At 59.2% G+C, this 14,839-nt stretch carries 17 protein-coding genes; 11 read left to right on the top strand and 6 right to left on the bottom strand.

The genetic code is table 11. The annotated features are described in order from the left end of the window. Position 1: 1 nt before the first annotated feature. From ACMVPR_RS15755 to ACMVPR_RS15745, 3 genes are read left to right on the top strand one after another with little or no spacing between them, the layout of a single operon-like run. The gene (locus tag ACMVPR_RS15755; protein WP_292269617.1) at positions 2–568 is read left to right on the top strand and encodes a DUF3833 family protein; all 567 of its coding nucleotides are present in this window, start codon (positions 2–4) and stop codon (positions 566–568) included. Beyond that, on the top strand, positions 565–1,296 hold the full coding sequence (locus ACMVPR_RS15750; protein WP_416883649.1) for an SDR family NAD(P)-dependent oxidoreductase: 732 nt from the start codon (positions 565–567) through the stop codon (positions 1,294–1,296). Before ACMVPR_RS15755 ends, ACMVPR_RS15750 begins: the two co-directional genes overlap by 4 nt. Before the next feature lie 60 nt (positions 1,297–1,356). Then, a complete protein-coding gene (locus ACMVPR_RS15745) occupies positions 1,357–1,674 on the top strand; it encodes a DUF3775 domain-containing protein (RefSeq protein ID WP_416883648.1) in 318 nt (105 codons plus the stop codon). 3 nt (positions 1,675–1,677) lie between these two features. On the opposite strand, the gene ACMVPR_RS15740 is transcribed toward ACMVPR_RS15745, so the two are convergent. Then, entirely contained in the window at positions 1,678–2,931 is a 1,254-nt protein-coding gene (locus tag ACMVPR_RS15740; protein WP_416883647.1) for a DNA polymerase IV, read from the bottom strand. Positions 2,932–2,972: 41 nt separating this feature from the next. Here ACMVPR_RS15740 and ACMVPR_RS15735 point away from each other — a divergent pair, with 41 nt between their 5' ends. Continuing rightward, positions 2,973–3,395, top strand: a complete 423-nt coding sequence (locus tag ACMVPR_RS15735) for an NUDIX hydrolase (protein WP_416883646.1) — start codon at positions 2,973–2,975, stop codon at positions 3,393–3,395. Here ACMVPR_RS15735 and pyrF read toward each other — a convergent pair. Both pyrF and ACMVPR_RS15725 read right to left on the bottom strand, forming a co-directional pair. Next, the gene (gene pyrF, locus ACMVPR_RS15730) at positions 3,380–4,096 is read right to left on the bottom strand and encodes an orotidine-5'-phosphate decarboxylase (RefSeq protein ID WP_416883645.1); all 717 of its coding nucleotides are present in this window, start codon (positions 4,094–4,096) and stop codon (positions 3,380–3,382) included. The two genes, ACMVPR_RS15735 and pyrF, sit on opposite strands and share 16 nt — an antisense overlap. 56 nt (positions 4,097–4,152) lie before the next feature. Then, positions 4,153–4,452, bottom strand: a complete 300-nt coding sequence (locus tag ACMVPR_RS15725) for a hypothetical protein (RefSeq protein ID WP_300584572.1) — start codon at positions 4,450–4,452, stop codon at positions 4,153–4,155. A gap of 210 nt (positions 4,453–4,662) precedes the next feature. On the opposite strand from ACMVPR_RS15725, the gene clpB reads away from it, so the two are divergent. Both clpB and ACMVPR_RS15715 read left to right on the top strand, forming a co-directional pair. Next, a complete protein-coding gene (gene clpB, locus ACMVPR_RS15720; protein ID WP_416883644.1) occupies positions 4,663–7,278 on the top strand; it encodes an ATP-dependent chaperone ClpB in 2,616 nt (871 codons plus the stop codon). Between the two features lie 167 nt (positions 7,279–7,445). Further along, positions 7,446–8,102 (top strand): MT-A70 family methyltransferase, encoded by a 657-nt coding sequence (locus ACMVPR_RS15715; RefSeq protein WP_292270602.1) that lies wholly within the window; start codon positions 7,446–7,448, stop codon positions 8,100–8,102. Positions 8,103–8,162: 60 nt separating this feature from the next. Here the strand turns inward: ACMVPR_RS15715 and ACMVPR_RS15710 are convergent, their stop codons facing one another. From ACMVPR_RS15710 to ACMVPR_RS15700, 3 genes are all read right to left on the bottom strand, one after another. Continuing rightward, positions 8,163–8,897 carry a BglII/BstYI family type II restriction endonuclease gene (locus ACMVPR_RS15710; RefSeq protein WP_416883643.1) on the bottom strand — a complete coding sequence of 245 codons (735 nt, stop codon included), beginning with the start codon at positions 8,895–8,897 and terminating at the stop codon, positions 8,163–8,165. Between the two features lie 122 nt (positions 8,898–9,019). Continuing rightward, entirely contained in the window at positions 9,020–9,505 is a 486-nt protein-coding gene (locus ACMVPR_RS15705) for a fasciclin domain-containing protein (RefSeq protein ID WP_416883642.1), read from the bottom strand. Between the two features lie 187 nt (positions 9,506–9,692). Then, positions 9,693–10,136 carry a DUF302 domain-containing protein gene (locus ACMVPR_RS15700; protein ID WP_300584578.1) on the bottom strand — a complete coding sequence of 148 codons (444 nt, stop codon included), beginning with the start codon at positions 10,134–10,136 and terminating at the stop codon, positions 9,693–9,695. A 101-nt stretch (positions 10,137–10,237) separates the two neighbouring features. Here ACMVPR_RS15700 and ACMVPR_RS15695 point away from each other — a divergent pair, with 101 nt between their 5' ends. From ACMVPR_RS15695 to msrQ, 5 genes are all read left to right on the top strand, one after another. Beyond that, entirely contained in the window at positions 10,238–11,722 is a 1,485-nt protein-coding gene (locus ACMVPR_RS15695; RefSeq protein ID WP_416883641.1) for an FMN-binding glutamate synthase family protein, read from the top strand. Beyond that, positions 11,719–12,150 (top strand): VOC family protein, encoded by a 432-nt coding sequence (locus ACMVPR_RS15690; RefSeq protein WP_416883640.1) that lies wholly within the window; start codon positions 11,719–11,721, stop codon positions 12,148–12,150. The genes ACMVPR_RS15695 and ACMVPR_RS15690 overlap by 4 nt, the downstream gene beginning before the upstream one ends. Before the next feature lie 83 nt (positions 12,151–12,233). Then, positions 12,234–12,674, top strand: coding sequence for a ribose 5-phosphate isomerase B (rpiB, locus tag ACMVPR_RS15685; protein WP_416883639.1), 441 nt, complete (start codon positions 12,234–12,236; stop codon positions 12,672–12,674). 138 nt (positions 12,675–12,812) lie between these two features. Next, entirely contained in the window at positions 12,813–13,718 is a 906-nt protein-coding gene (gene msrP / locus ACMVPR_RS15680) for a protein-methionine-sulfoxide reductase catalytic subunit MsrP (protein ID WP_416883638.1), read from the top strand. A gap of 3 nt (positions 13,719–13,721) precedes the next feature. Further along, complete coding sequence (gene msrQ / locus ACMVPR_RS15675) at positions 13,722–14,336, top strand: protein-methionine-sulfoxide reductase heme-binding subunit MsrQ (protein ID WP_416883637.1); 615 nt, start codon at positions 13,722–13,724, stop codon at positions 14,334–14,336. Positions 14,337–14,839 lie beyond the last annotated feature (503 nt).

The raw sequence follows: 14,839 nt of genomic DNA, 5'->3' as shown, positions 1-14,839 counted from the left end.
CATGGAGACTGTCTTTCTCGTTTTTCTCGGAGCAAGCCTGATGCTCATCCTCGGATACCTGAAGAACAGGTATTTCGGGTTTTACGGGCAGGTTCCGTCTGACTATCTGAATGCCCCCGGCGATGCGTTTGACCTGCGCACGCATCTTAATGGTGAAATCATTTGCGAAGGCGTGATCTACGGTCCCACCGGGCGCGTCACCTCGCGCTTTGTTGGTGATTTCGATGCAGCTTGGATTGGCAACACCGGCGTCATGAAAGAGCGTTTCCTCTACGACAGCGGTGACGAAGTGCTGCGCGAGTGGAATTTGACGCTGGGCAATGACGGTCATATTCGCGCAACAGCGTCGGATGTCGTCGGCGAAGGTCAAGGCGTTCAAAGCGGGCCGACGGTGCAGCTCAAATACAAATACAAGCTACCTGCAGAGCAGGGCGGGCATGTTCTGGATACCACGGACTGGATGTATCTTGCGCCCAATGGAACTATCGTGAACCGCAGCCAGTTTCGGAAGTATGGAATCAAAGTGGCCGAACTTGTGGCCACGATGCGTAGGAAGGAAGCGGCGTGATAGAGTGGGCAGGCAAACGGTATTGGTTGGTCGGGGCAAGCGAAGGCCTCGGCGCGGCTCTGGCGCACAAGATGAGTGCGGCGGGCGTCCATCTCGTGTTGTCTGCCCGCAGTGAGGACAAGCTGCGGGAACTGGCGGCCAGCCTTCCCGGCAAAGCAGATGTCGTGACTGTCGATGTTTCCGATGCGGAGTTGGTCAAAGCCGCTGCCGCGGCGGTGGGCGACATTGACGGAGTTGTCCAGATCGCCGGGGTCTATTGGCCGTTTGGAGCCAACAACTGGGATGCGGACCAGGCGACAGCGATGGCCGACATCAATTTCACAGGCGCGATGCGTTTGATGGGGGCTGTTGTTCCGAAATTCGTTGAGCGGGATGCCGGGCATATCGTTCTGACGGGATCGTTGTCTGGGTTCCGCGGTCTTCCGGGTGCTGCGGCCTATACCTCGTCGAAGGCTGGGGTGATGACTTTGGCAGAGTCGCTTTATGCCGATCTGCGTAAGACCAACGTGCGGGTGCAATTGGTCAATCCCGGCTTTGTGAAAACCCGTCTGACCGACAAGAATGATTTCAAAATGCCCTTCATCATGGAGCCCGAAGACGCCGCGCGCGAATTCTTCGAGCACATGAACACGGACGCGTTCAAACGCAGCTTTCCGACACTGTTTTCATGGGTGTTCCGGGGCAGCCAGTTCTTGCCGGATTGGCTCTATTATCGGCTGTTTGCGTAAGATCAAAGTCAAAGATTCCTTTCGCGCCCATGTTTCAGTGAACGGCATGGGAGATTCGAGATGGAACATATCAGTGCAAACAAGGTGGCCGCCGTCATCGTGATGGCGCGCGAGCTGGATCGCGCCGAGGGTGAGATGCGCGGCTTCATCGACCGGATGGACGAGGAAGAGCAGGCGGCTTTGGTCACGGTCATGTGGATCGGGCGCGGCGCGTTCGAGGTCGAGGAATGGGACGAGGCGTTCGAGACCGCGATGAACGAAGCCACGACACCGACGGCGGACTACCTGATCGGGACGCCGCATCTTGCGGACCATCTTGAAGCTGGTCTGGAGGCGCTCGGAATTTCGGCCATCGACGAGGAAAACCAGTTGATGTGATCCTCAGCGCAGGGCACGACCCTTGAGGATCGCGTCCGGACCGAATTTTTCCCGGATCGCATCGGTGGCCCGTTCTGCCATGGCGCGTTTGGTGCTTTGCGGGTCAAGAAGGTCCCCGGAGACATCGGCGCCTTCGGCGGTGCTCAGGTCACTGATCCCCGCGCCCAGAAGGCGGTAGGGGCCTTGGTCGCCGACCTGATCGAAAAGCGCGCGGGCGGTGCGATAGATGCGGTCGGCAATCTGGGTCGGATCGCTGAGCGACATGCGTTTCGTCACCAGCGTGAAATTCGATTTCTTGAGCTTCAGGGTCACCACGCGCCCGGCCAGACCTTTGGCCTTGGCGCGGTCTGACACCTTTTCGCACATCCGCCAGAGATGCCCATCCAAGAGGTCGGGGTCATTGGTATCTTCGTTGAACGTGGTTTCGTTCGAGATGGATTTCATAGGGCTGTGCGCCGACACGCGGCGCTGATCCTGTCCGCGCGCGAGATGGTAGAGGCGGTGGCCCATACTGCCAAAGCGATGGGTCAGATCATCAAGGTCCCAGCGCAAGAGATCGTCAAAGGTGCGGATGCCCGCGCGGTCCAGCGCGTCTTGCGTCGCGGTGCCAACGCCCCAGATCATGCGGACGGGTTTGGGCTTGAGAAAGGATTGGGTTTCGGCCTTCCCGATCACGGAAAAACCGCGTGGTTTGTCGAGATCCGAGGCGATCTTGGCGAGGAACTTGTTGTGGCTCAGCCCGATGGACCCGGTCAGCCGCAATTCATCACGCATGCGTTTGTCAAGCCGCGCCAGCATCACGGCGGGTGGGTGACCATGCAGGCGGGTGGTCCCGGTCAGGTCGATGAAGGCCTCGTCCAGCGACAGCGGTTCGATGGCGGGGGTCAATTCCTCCATCAACTGCCGGATGGCGCGCGAGGCTTCGACATAGGCGTCCATGCGCGGTTTGACGATCACCGCATCAGGGCAGAGTTGAAGGGCCTTGAACATCGGCATGGCAGAGCGGACGCCCTTGATCCGCGCAACATAACAGGCGGTGGACACGACACCGCGCCGACCGCCGCCGATGATCACCGGTTTGTCAGCGAGTTCCGGATTGTCGCGCTTTTCGACAGAGGCATAGAACGCATCGCAATCCATATGCGCAATGCTCAGGTCGTAAAGCTCGGGATGCGCAATGACGCGCGGACTGCGGCACGCGGGGCAGCGGGCACCGGCATCGAATTCGGTCAGGCAATCGCGGCAGAGGGCAGGCATGGGTTGGGTATCCGAACGAGCCTCGACAGGGTACACCCGGCGTGGGTCAGACAAAAGGCAGGATCATGCAGGATTTCGGCGGAGCAAAGCTTATCCTGTTCATTGGCGACCGGATCGTCGTTCTGCGCAGGGACGAGAAGCCGGACATCCCGTGGCCGGGCCGGCTTGATCTGCCCGGGGGTGGGCGAGACGGCGAGGAGTCCGCGGTCGAGTGTGTGTTGCGCGAGACCGTTGAGGAAGTTGGTCTGTCGCTGACGCCCAGCGATCTTGTCTGGCAGCACCAGTTCGAACGCGGTGTGTTCTTTGCCGCACATCTGCCGACCGATGCACAGGCCCAAATCGTGTTCGGGTCAGAGGGGCAGGGTTGGCTTCTTGTTGATCCTGCGGATTACGTCCGCGATCGAGAGGCGATCCCGCATTTCGCGGCCATGGTCCAACGCTATCTGGATCACGCGTTCGGCTGAGTCGCCTGTGGGGACTGCATTTCGGCCACGATGGCCTCGGCAGCAACACGCGGATCGGCGGCTTTCCAGACCGGGCGTCCGACGACGATGTGGTCGACACCGTTCTTGACGGCATTTGCCGGGGTCGCGACGCGCTTCTGGTCACCCAAGTCGGCACCAGCCGGACGCACGCCGGGGGTCACGATCAGTCGGCCTTTGGATTCCGGTAGGGCACGGATCAGGGCGGCTTCGTTTGGGGATGAAATGACGCCGTCGGCACCGGCATCAAAAGCCCGGCCAGCCCGTTCGACCACAAGGTCTGGAACGGCACCATCCTTGATCATTGCTGAGTCCAGATCGCTCCGTTCAAGCGATGTGAGGATGGTCACCGCAAGGATCTTGAGATCTGAACCCGCTGCACCTTCCTTCGCCGCGCGAACGACATAGGGGTCGCCATGCACCGTCAGGAAATCGAGATCGAATTGTGCCAGCCCGCGCACGGCGGCTTCGACCGTTGCTCCGATGTCGAAAAGTTTCATGTCAAGAAAGATGCGCTTGCCGTGTTCTTTCTTGAGTTCGTCGGCCAGTGCAAGACCGCCGCCGGTCAGCATCCCGAGACCGATCTTGTAGAACGACACTGCATCGCCCAGCTTTTCCGCCAAGTGAAGACCATCCAAGGCGTTGGGAACGTCCAGAGCAACAATCAGGCGGTCGTCAGACATGGGGCAAAGTCCTTTCAGGCAAACGTGTGCCTTCTAGGCGGGCGCCGTGTCTGAGGTCAAGCGGCGCGGCCGAAGAATTTGTCCAGAAGGCTTGGTCCGGAAAACAGGTTGCGATAGGCAAGGACGCCGGGGCTGTCGGCGGGCACGACGCGGGACACGAACTGGCCCTTTTTGTGCTGGTCGATCGCAATGCGGATCAGTGCCGGGCGCAATGCCTCAAAGGGCATCGAGATGGGTCCGGGCACATGGACCACATGGCAGGTTGTGCCAAGGGCGCTTTCGACCGTGACATGGGCTTCGAACATGCCGGTTTTGGCTTCGTGAATGATGTTGGTTGCATTGGCTGTGTAGGGCATCGAACTGCTCGGTTCTGTTTGATCTATGTTAATGAAATGGGAACGCGCTTGACGGAATAAAGGTTCCGGGCACCGAAACCGGGTCACTTCCTGTCACAGGGTCTTGAAGCGGAGCGTGTGGGTTTCCATCTTGATAGGCGAAGGCCCACACACGGATTTGCCGCGAAGCGGGGGTCCGGAACCGGGGCGCTTAACAAGAAGGAGAAGGCCATGAACTTAGAAAAGTTCACGGAGCGGTCGCGCGGCTTCATTCAGGCTGCCCAGACCATTGCAATGCGGGAAAGCCATCAACGGTTGGCGCCCGAACATATCCTCAAAGCCTTGATGGACGATGAGCAGGGGTTGGCCTCCAACCTCATTCAGCGCGCTGGCGGTGCGCCGCAGCGGGTTGTTCAGGCTTTGAACGGCAAGCTTGCCAAAATCCCCAAAGTGTCGGGCGATGCCGGACAGGTGTATCTTGACAGCGCGACGGGCAAGGTGCTCGACGAGGCGGAAAAGATCGCGAAGAAAGCTGGCGACAGCTTTGTGCCGGTCGAGCGGATCCTCATGGCTTTGGCTATGGTCAAAAGCCCGGCGCAAGAAGCGCTTGAGGCGGGTGCGGTGAACGCACAGGCGCTGAATTCTGCGATCAATGACATTCGCAAGGGCCGGACTGCCGACAGCGCCAGCGCGGAAGATCAGTACGAAGCGCTGAAGAAGTTCACGCTTGATCTGACCGAACGTGCCCGCGAAGGCAAAATCGACCCGATCATTGGCCGGGACGATGAAATTCGTCGCGCCATGCAGGTGCTCAGCCGCCGGACCAAGAACAACCCCGTTCTGATCGGGGAGCCGGGCGTGGGTAAGACTGCGATTGCCGAAGGTCTTGCGTTGCGCATCGTCAATGGCGACGTGCCGGAATCCCTGCGCAACAAACGTCTGTTGGCATTGGATATGGGCGCGCTGATCGCCGGTGCGAAGTATCGCGGTGAATTCGAGGAACGTCTGAAAGGCATTCTGTCCGAAGTGACGGCTGCTGCGGGCGAAATCATCCTGTTCATTGACGAGATGCACACGCTGGTGGGCGCCGGTAAGGCCGATGGCGCGATGGATGCGGCCAACCTGATCAAGCCTGCTTTGGCACGGGGCGAACTGCATTGTATCGGTGCAACCACGCTTGATGAATATCGCAAGCATGTCGAGAAAGACGCGGCTTTGGCCCGTCGGTTCCAGCCTGTGATGGTGTCGGAGCCCACGGTCGAAGACACGATCTCGATCCTGCGGGGCATCAAGGAAAAGTACGAACTGCACCACGGCGTGCGGATTTCGGACAGCGCTTTGGTGGCCGCGGCAACCCTGTCGCATCGCTATATCACGGATCGGTTCCTGCCGGATAAAGCCATCGACCTGATGGACGAAGCGGCGTCGCGTCTGCGGATGGAAGTGGACAGCAAACCTGAAGAACTGGACGCGCTGGACCGCGACATCCTGCAAAAGCAGATCGAGGTGGAAGCCCTGCGTCTGGAGGACGATCAGGCCTCGAAGGACCGTCTGGCCAAGCTGGAAAAAGACCTTGCCGATCTGCAGGAGAAGTCTGCGGAAATGACGGCGAAGTGGCAGGCGGAACGGGACAAGCTGGCTTCGGCACGCGATGTGAAAGAGCAGCTCGACAAGGCGCGGGCCGAGCTTGAGATCGCCAAGCGTGAGGGCAACCTGGCCAAGGCGGGTGAGCTGTCATACGGCGTGATCCCGCAGCTTGAGAAAAAGCTGGCCGAGACCGAAAGCAATGACGACGGCGTCATGGTTGAGGAAGCGGTGCGCCCGGAACAGATTGCCGCCGTTGTCGAACGCTGGACCGGTATTCCGACGTCGAAGATGCTGGAAGGCGAACGCGACAAGCTTTTGCGGATGGAAGAGGGTCTGCACAAGCGGGTCATCGGACAGGATCAGGCGGTTCGGGCGATCGCGAATGCGGTGCGGCGGGCACGGGCTGGTCTGAACGACGAGAACCGTCCGCTTGGCAGCTTCCTGTTCTTGGGGCCGACTGGCGTGGGTAAGACTGAGCTGACCAAGGCGGTGGCGGAATTCCTGTTTGACGACGACAACGCCATGGTGCGGATCGACATGTCGGAGTTCATGGAGAAACACGCTGTGTCCCGTCTGATCGGCGCGCCTCCGGGCTATGTCGGCTACGATGAGGGCGGCGTCCTGACCGAGGCAGTACGGCGGCGACCATATCAGGTTGTGCTGTTTGACGAGGTCGAAAAGGCGCATCCGGATGTGTTCAACGTGCTGTTGCAGGTGCTTGATGACGGGGTGCTGACCGATGGTCAGGGCCGGACCGTGGACTTCAAGCAGACGCTGATCGTATTGACGTCGAACCTCGGGTCGCAGGCGCTGAGCCAGTTGCCCGATGGCGCTGACCCCAGTCAGGCCAAGCGCGACGTGATGGACGCGGTGCGGGCGCATTTCCGTCCCGAGTTCCTGAACCGTCTGGATGAGACCGTGATCTTCGACCGCCTCAAGCGCGAGGATATGAACGGAATCGTCGATATCCAGATGGCGCGCCTGCTCAAGCGGCTTGCCGCGCGCAAGATCGACCTGCAACTGGACGATGCCGCCCGCAAGTGGTTGGCGGACGAAGGGTACGACCCGGTGTTCGGGGCACGTCCGCTCAAGCGGGTGATCCAGCGGGCGTTGCAGGATCCGCTGGCGGAGATGCTGCTGGCGGGTGACATCGCGGATGGGGATTTGGTGCCCGTGACAGCGGGGGCTGAAGGCCTGATCATTGGGGATCGCGTGGCCGCGTCGAACAGGCCGCGCCCGGATGATGCCGTGGTGCATTAAGCTTTGATCGAAGTGGCAAAGAAGAGGCGGGGGAGACCCCGCCTTTTCCATCTTTGCCAATCGTTAAGGGTTTGCCCACAAAATCGCTGTGGACAGCCTGTGATCTTTGTTTGCCCGATACCAAATATTGATTTAGACAGGTGTGAACCCACAATAAGAGGTGAGTCATGACAGCTGCGGACGATCTGCGCAATTTTCTGGGCGACGACCGTTTTGCCACCGTCATGGCGGACCCGCCGTGGCGGTTCCAGAACCGCACCGGCAAGGTCGCGCCCGAGCACAAACGTCTGGCGCGCTATCCCACGATGGAGCTTGATGAGATCTGCGCGCTGCCCGTGGCGGAGCATCTTGAAGATCGCGCACATTGTTATCTTTGGGTGCCCAACGCACTGTTGCCAGAGGGGCTTCAGGTGCTGAAAGCGTGGGGATTTGAATACAAGTCGAACATCATCTGGGAAAAAGTGCGCAAGGATGGCGGGCCGGATGGCCGGGGTGTTGGATTCTATTTCCGCAATGTGACGGAAATCCTGCTGTTCGGGGTGCGCGGGAAGGATGTGCGGACATTGGGGCCGGGCCGGTCGCAGGTGAACTACATCGAAGCCGACGAACCGGATGGCGACGTGCTCAAGACCCGTAAGCGTGAGCATAGCCGCAAGCCGGATGAGCAGTACAAGATTATCGAAAGCTGTTCCTGGGGGCCGTATCTGGAACTGTTCGGGCGTGGCAAGCGGGATGGCTGGACTGTCTGGGGCAACCAGGCGGACGACGATTACAAACCGACGTGGAAGACCTACAAACACAATTCCGGCGTGGCGGCAGAGTAGGGGCGTTTCGATCAATCGAAACGGATGATGCGATGACGCATCATCCTCGCCGCTCCTCGCTCAGCTCTTGATGATGGACGCGGGCAATCCGATCAGAAGAAGCGGACAGGGATTCCCCACACCCCGGTCGATCCGGTCCTTCAGCTTTTGCCAATGTGTCGTGGCCGCGCCAAACTTGTCGCTGACAAAATGCTTGGCAAAGGCTTCGGCAAAGGGCGTGTGATGGTCGATCATCCGCTGAACCGCATCGCGTTGACGTTTGGTGCGATCCTTCATGCCAAACGCTTCCACCATCTCGGCCTCGTCAATGAAACCGTGTTTTTCGATGCAACGCTGTATGATGCCCCGCATGTCGTCCTGAAGGCTGGCGCCCCGCGTGATCAGGATGCCGACGGAAATCGCGGATTGCGCATGAAGGCGCTGAAAGTTTTCCAGGTCGCGGTCAAAGAACGGATCCTTGTTGTTCCATTCGATTTCCAAAGCGACCTTTCCCAAGGGCGTGCTGCGGATGTGGTCAATCTCGTGGCTGTTGGACACGGTTTCGCGCCCGTCGACGATCATGCGGAAGTCGAAGCTGTGTTTGGGCCAGTTTTCCTCGTAGAGCCGCTTGCGCAGTCTTTGGGTCGAAGGAGCCTCACCGCCGCCAGAGCCGATCAGTTCCTCGGCCGGTATGCTCAGATCCTGTAGTGCGGATTCAAGCTCGCCAGCGATTTCGGGAAAATCGACGGACAGGATGGCCCCCGCATGGTTGCGGGTCTCAACATCAAATCCGTTTTTGCGAAGCTCGTCGAACATGCGCCCAGCTTACGGCATTGATGTCCCGCCTCAAGCGGCGTTTCAAAGGACGGACAAAGCCGAGGAAACACGAAAAAGGGCGGTCCGAAGACCGCCCTTGATTGCGCTTGCGCGCGACGTTTTTAGCCTTCCGGCAGGATCACCGTGTCAATGACGTGGATCACGCCGTTCGATGCTTCGATGTCGGCGGTTGTCACGTTGGCGTTTTCAACCATCACACCGTTGTCGAGGTCGATGGTCACGGAAGAACCCTGAACGGTTGCGGCTTCCATGTCATCGGTGAGGTCTGTCGACATCACTTTGCCAGGGATCACGTGGTACGTCAGAATGGCGACCAGCTGATCCTTGTTTTCCGGCAGAAGCAGGTTTTCAACTGTGCCTTCCGGCAGAGCGGCAAAAGCTTCGTCGGTCGGTGCGAATACGGTGAACGGGCCTTCGCCCTTCAGCGTGTCGACCAGCCCAGCAGCCTGAACCGCAGCGACGAGGGTTCCGAAGGTGCCTGCATCAACGGCGGTGTCGACGATATCCTTGGAGTGACCTCCGGCGAATGCGGTGCCTGCCAGCAGCGAAGCGGCAGTTGTGAGGGCGATTGTTGTCTTACGAAACATGTGTGTCGTCCTTTGTAAAAAGCGTTGCGATGTGTCTCGCACATCTGAACCTTTAACGCAGGCCGAGGGTGTTTGGATCTGCGGGGGAATCCGCCGATACCGCTTGACAAAAAGCGCTTGCCGCCTAAGCCGCAAGTTATTGCCATTTCAACTGAAATTCTTGTGATCAGGCGTTAGTGATCCGTCATCATTCAAGCCCGATTGCAGCCTTTGCGATGCCATCCAGAAGCGCTTCGATTGTCTTCATCGCGCCGTCCGGGAAGGTGCGGAATCCGATGGTTGTCACATCCGGGGTCTCTGGGCGGACCATGACGAAAATGTCGTAGGGACAGAAGACGATGTTCATGGGATCGGCCTCCATCACGTCGCGGGACAGCTTGGCGGAGCAAAAGCTGTAAACATCCGCGTGCAGGAACAGCGTGACGTCCGACCCGACATCGCCCTTGGTGCGTTCCAGCATGTCGCCCGTGTGGCTGATGTGGTCGATCACAAGCCCTGCATCCAGGATCGCGTTTTCGAGCCCGAAGGTGACGTCGTCAAAAGACTGATCCGTGTCATAGGTGATCATATCCGCAGCCGAGACCGAGGATGCCGCGATTGTCAGTGCGAGTGTGGCGAGCAGACGTTTCATGGGGTCTCCTTTTGTGGCAAGCCTTGCCGTAAGCTGGGATCGTTGGGATCAGTCTAACGTGTTCCTTTATATAGATGCAATGAATTGAATGTGAGGTCGTTATGGGCGTCGCCATGTATGCACTGAATTTTCTGGCGCTCTTGTTTGTCGGAGTGATCGGATTGATCGTCCTTGCCGCGATTGTGCTGGGGATCATCGACCGGACGCAGACGAGTGATGCCATCCGGCGCAACTATCCGGTGCTGGGGCGGTTCCGGTCGTTGTTTTCGACTTTGGGCGAATTCTTCCGTCAGTATTTCTTTGCGATGGATCGCGAAGAACTGCCCTTCAACCGGGCACAGCGCGAATGGGTCAAGCGATCTGCCGAGGGTCATGGCAACACTGTCGCCTTCGGGTCGACCCGGAACACAGCGATCGTAGGCACCCCTATTTTCGTGAATGCGCCCTTCCCGCCGATCGACAACCAGTTCGCAAAGTCGGAACCCAAGGTCATCGGGCCCAATGCGCGTATCCCTTATACAGCCACGTCCTTCTTCAATCTGTCCGGCATGAGCTACGGCGCGATTTCCAAGCCTGCCGTGCGTGCTCTGAGTCGCGGGGCAAAGCGGGCAGGCATTTGGATGAACACGGGCGAGGGCGGTTTGTCGCCGTATCACCTGGAGGGCGGTTGCGACATCGTCTTCCAGATCGGCACAGCCAAGTACGGTGTGCGCGATGCGGATGGGCGGCTGGAAGAGGGCAAGCTGCGAGACATCGCGGCGCATGAAACGGTGCGCATGTTCGAGATCAAGCTGAGCCAAGGTGCCAAGCCCGGCAAGGGGGGCATCTTGCCCGGCGAAAAGGTGACGCCCGAAATCGCGCAGGTGCGGGGGATTCCCGTGGGCAAAGACAGCATTTCGCCCAACCGCCATGAAGAGGTGGACGATTGGGATGATCTGCTGACCATGATCGCCCGTGTTCGCGACATCACGGGCAAGCCTACCGGGATCAAGATGTGTGTCGGGTCGGAAGAGGGGATTGCCGGTCTCTTCGATGCGATCAAGACGCGGGGCGCTGATATGGCCCCGGACTTCATCACTCTGGACGGTGGAGAGGGCGGCACCGGCGCAGCCCCGATGCCGTTGATCGATCTCGTGGGCATGAGCATCCGCGAGGCGCTGCCGATGGTGGCCAACCTGCGCAATGGGCATGGGTTGCGGGACCGCATTCCGCTGGTCGCCAGTGGCAAGCTGGTCAACCCCGGCGATGTCGCGTGGGCGCTGGCGACAGGCGCGGATTTTGTGACCTCGGCGCGCGGCTTCATGTTTGCACTGGGCTGCATTCAGGCGCTCAAGTGCAATCGCAACACCTGCCCCACGGGGATCACGACTCACAATCCGCGCTTCCAGTCCGGTTTGGTGGTCGAGGACAAAGAGTTGCGTGTGGCCGCCTATGCCAAAGAGATCATCAAGGAGGTTGAGACCATCGCTCATTCCGTCGGTGTGGCGGAACCGCGACTGATGCGCCGCATCCACGTGCGCGTGGTTCAACCTGATGGGCGCAGTATTCTCATGTCCGATCTTTGGCCGCAGGCGGTGCAGGCGTGACGCGGGGGTTCACACCCCGTGCCCTGGGCGAGATTGCGATCCGCTGTCGGGACTACGAGGCAATGGTTGCATTCTACGAGACCGTGCTCGGCCTCGAGGTTCTTCCCGACGGACGGCGGGCCGGTCCACCGCAGAGGATCACGTTCTTTCATCTTGGCGAAAGCTACGGCGGACATACTGCCGTGCTTGCTCTGTTCGAGGACACAGACCCGTCCCCCGTCGTCAGTGACCCATCCACGCTGCATCACATCGCGCTGAGCCTTCCATGGGCGGAACAGGATGCTGCCAAGCTCTGGTTGGAAATGCAGGGCCTTCCCGCAAGGTTTCAGGATTTCGACTGGGTCGGCTGGCGCGGGCTTTTCACGCGCGACCCAGACGGGAACACCGTGGAACTGGTTGCCGCCGTGCCGAATGCCCGCGACGGCTAAGCGTCAGGTCACGGGGCAATTGACGCGACCGCGTGCTTCTGGTCCAAGGCCATCATCGACAGTCTTGATCGGGATCGCCTGCCATGACCAACACAAAACGCATCGTTCTTTCCAGCGATCACGCGGCAATCGACCTGCGGCAGGCCGTTGCCAAACATATCGCAGCGCAGGGCTGGGATGTGGTCGATATCGGCCCCACCACACCGGAAAGCACCCATTATCCCTTGCATGGACAGGCCGCCGCCGAACGTGTGGCGTCGGGTGACTGCACCCTCGGCATTATTCTGTGCGGCACAGGGCAAGGCATCATGATGACCGCGAACAAGGTCAAAGGCATCCGCTGTGGTGTTTGCTCTGACGTGTTCTCGGCGCGGATGATCCGACAGCACAACGATGCCAACATGCTGTCCCTTGGCGCGCGGGTCGTTGGCGAAGGGCTGGCACTGGACATCGTGGATGCCTTTCTGAACGCAGAATTTGAAGGCGGCCGTCACGCGACGCGCGTCGACATGATCGAAGCCTGACGTCTGAGGTCGCGGTCACGTATCCGTTTTCGCGGTTTCAAAACATTTCAAAACGGCCACGCACACGTGAGACAAGTTGGTTTGGTCGATTGATCCTCTGCGTCTATATCCATGTGGAACACGGACGAAGAGGATCCCATGGCATATCGTTGGAAGAACACACTCAGCGCAGAGGACGTGACCCCGTACTCGGCTTTCCTGAACCGTCGGCAATTGATGGCAGGCCTCGCAGCGGGTGGCATTGCAGGCGCGCTGCCAATCGGCGCAAAAGCGCAGGAGTCTCTGGAACCGAACGCCTGGGAAGAGATCACCAACTACTGCAACTATTATGAGTTCGGCACCGGCAAGGAAGACCCGGCACGCTATGCGCAGGCGCTGACCATTGATCCCTGGACCGTGCGGATCGACGGCCTTGTGGACAAACCCGGCGATTACAGCTTTGCCGACATCCTGTCCCAGATGACTATTGAAGAACGTATCTACCGCTTCCGCTGTGTGGAGGCGTGGTCGATGGTCATCCCGTGGAACGGGTTTGAGTTGGCCGATCTGCTGAACTGGGTCGGTGTCCAGTCCAGTGCGAAATACGTCGCCTTCGAAACCGCGCTGCGCCCTGAAGAAATGCCGGGGGTCTCCAGCCGCGTTCTCGACTGGCCCTATGTCGAAGGCCTGCGCCTTGACGAAGCGATGCACCCCCTGACGATGATGGCCACCGGCATTTATGGCCGTGACATCCCCAAACAGAATGGCGCTCCAATGCGTTTGGTCGTGCCATGGAAATACGGGTTCAAGTCGATCAAGTCCGTCGTTCGCATTTCTCTGGTGGAAGACGAACCACCTGCAAGCTGGAACGTCGCCAATCCTCGTGAATACGGCTTCTATAGCAATGTGAACCCCGAGGTGGATCATCCGCGCTGGTCGCAGGCCACGGAACGTCGCATCGGCAGTGGTCTTTTCGCCAAGCGTGAACCGACCCTGATGTTCAACGGGTATGCAGACGACGTTGCCAGCCTTTATGACGGCATGAATCTGCGGGAGTTCTTCTGAACCATGGTCGACGTGATCAACACCACGCTTCGTCGCATTCCGGCATGGGTTCTCTATGTATTGGCACCCATTCCGGTGATCGCGCTCTTCTATCTTGGCCTGACGGGCGAGCTTGGGATCGACCCGGCCAAGCGGATCGAACATGAGCTCGGTCTCTGGAGCCTCTGGCTTCTGATCGCCGGACTTGCCGTCACGCCGTTGCGCCGTTGGCCGGGAGTGAACCTGCTGAAGTTTCGCAGGGCGATTGGTGTGATCACCTTCTTCTACCTGCTGGCGCATCTGCTCACATGGCTCGCTCTCGATGTGCAGTTCCAGAACGTTTGGGCCGATATCGTCAAGCGCTGGTATATCACAGTGGGAATGGCCGCATTTGTCCTGATGCTGCCGCTCGCTCTCACGTCCAACAATTGGAGCGTGAAACGCCTTGGTGCCCTCACATGGCGAAAGCTGCACAAGCTCGTCTATCCGATCGCTGTTCTGGGGGCGTTGCATTTCCTGCTGCTCGTAAAGGGCTTCCAATGGGAGCCGATCCTCTACGCGGCGGTGATCGCAGGTCTCCTTCTGAGCCGGATTCGCACCGATCGCATACCCGGAATCGGGCAGTTCCGGCAGGCGTAACTCGTAGGTCTAGGGGCGTGGAGTCTGCACCTTACTAAATCTGGACTGGCGCCTGTCAAAATTACCCTGACAGGCGTCCGCGTGCACGAATATTGCGCCAAAACCCTGTTTTCATAGAGAAATCGAACTCCAAGAAAAATCTTCAATTCACTGATTTTTTCGCTTGCGGACTCGGCGCAGTAACCGTAGAACCCCCTTCACCGGCGGCGCTGAGGCGGATGCTGGGACATCGGACGGGGCGTTGATTGCTTACGGTGGTGGATAATTCAGGGGTATATGAGGGCGGGCGCGCCGGGAAGTTAGGGCGCACTGGTCTTGTTGTTTGTCTCTGGGTTGCTCTTTGACATTGCTAATATCTGAAGAGATATGCGGGCGGTTTGGTTTGTTTCGGCAAGTCTGGACGTCTGTATGTCGCGCTCTTAGGGTGTTTGTTTGGCGATTTGGGTTGATGGGTGTTTCGACATTCCTGGGCTCAAGTAGCGAAGCGGTAGCCCGATGATAGA

Source organism: Marivita sp. (assembly GCF_048006345.1).
In the GTDB taxonomy this organism is placed as follows: Bacteria; Pseudomonadota; Alphaproteobacteria; order Rhodobacterales; family Rhodobacteraceae; genus Marivita.
The sequence above is the reverse complement of the archived record's forward strand: the minus strand, read 5'-3'. Positions and strand labels throughout refer to the sequence as shown.

Coding starts and splice junctions, on each gene's coding strand:
- ACMVPR_RS15740 (WP_416883647.1), bottom strand. CDS start 2,931: ATGCCTGCCCTCTGCCGCGATTGCCTGACCGAATTCGATGCCGGTGCC.
- ACMVPR_RS15705 (WP_416883642.1), bottom strand. CDS start 9,505: ATGTTTCGTAAGACAACAATCGCCCTCACAACTGCCGCTTCGCTGCTG.
- rpiB (WP_416883639.1), top strand. CDS start 12,234: ATGACCAACACAAAACGCATCGTTCTTTCCAGCGATCACGCGGCAATC.
- ACMVPR_RS15725 (WP_300584572.1), bottom strand. CDS start 4,452: ATGCCCTACACAGCCAATGCAACCAACATCATTCACGAAGCCAAAACC.
- ACMVPR_RS15710 (WP_416883643.1), bottom strand. CDS start 8,897: ATGTTCGACGAGCTTCGCAAAAACGGATTTGATGTTGAGACCCGCAAC.
- ACMVPR_RS15700 (WP_300584578.1), bottom strand. CDS start 10,136: ATGAAACGTCTGCTCGCCACACTCGCACTGACAATCGCGGCATCCTCG.
- msrP (WP_416883638.1), top strand. CDS start 12,813: ATGGCATATCGTTGGAAGAACACACTCAGCGCAGAGGACGTGACCCCG.
- ACMVPR_RS15745 (WP_416883648.1), top strand. CDS start 1,357: ATGGAACATATCAGTGCAAACAAGGTGGCCGCCGTCATCGTGATGGCG.
- ACMVPR_RS15755 (WP_292269617.1), top strand. CDS start 2: ATGGAGACTGTCTTTCTCGTTTTTCTCGGAGCAAGCCTGATGCTCATC.
- ACMVPR_RS15715 (WP_292270602.1), top strand. CDS start 7,446: ATGACAGCTGCGGACGATCTGCGCAATTTTCTGGGCGACGACCGTTTT.
- clpB (WP_416883644.1), top strand. CDS start 4,663: ATGAACTTAGAAAAGTTCACGGAGCGGTCGCGCGGCTTCATTCAGGCT.
- ACMVPR_RS15695 (WP_416883641.1), top strand. CDS start 10,238: ATGGGCGTCGCCATGTATGCACTGAATTTTCTGGCGCTCTTGTTTGTC.
- pyrF (WP_416883645.1), bottom strand. CDS start 4,096: ATGTCTGACGACCGCCTGATTGTTGCTCTGGACGTTCCCAACGCCTTG.
- msrQ (WP_416883637.1), top strand. CDS start 13,722: ATGGTCGACGTGATCAACACCACGCTTCGTCGCATTCCGGCATGGGTT.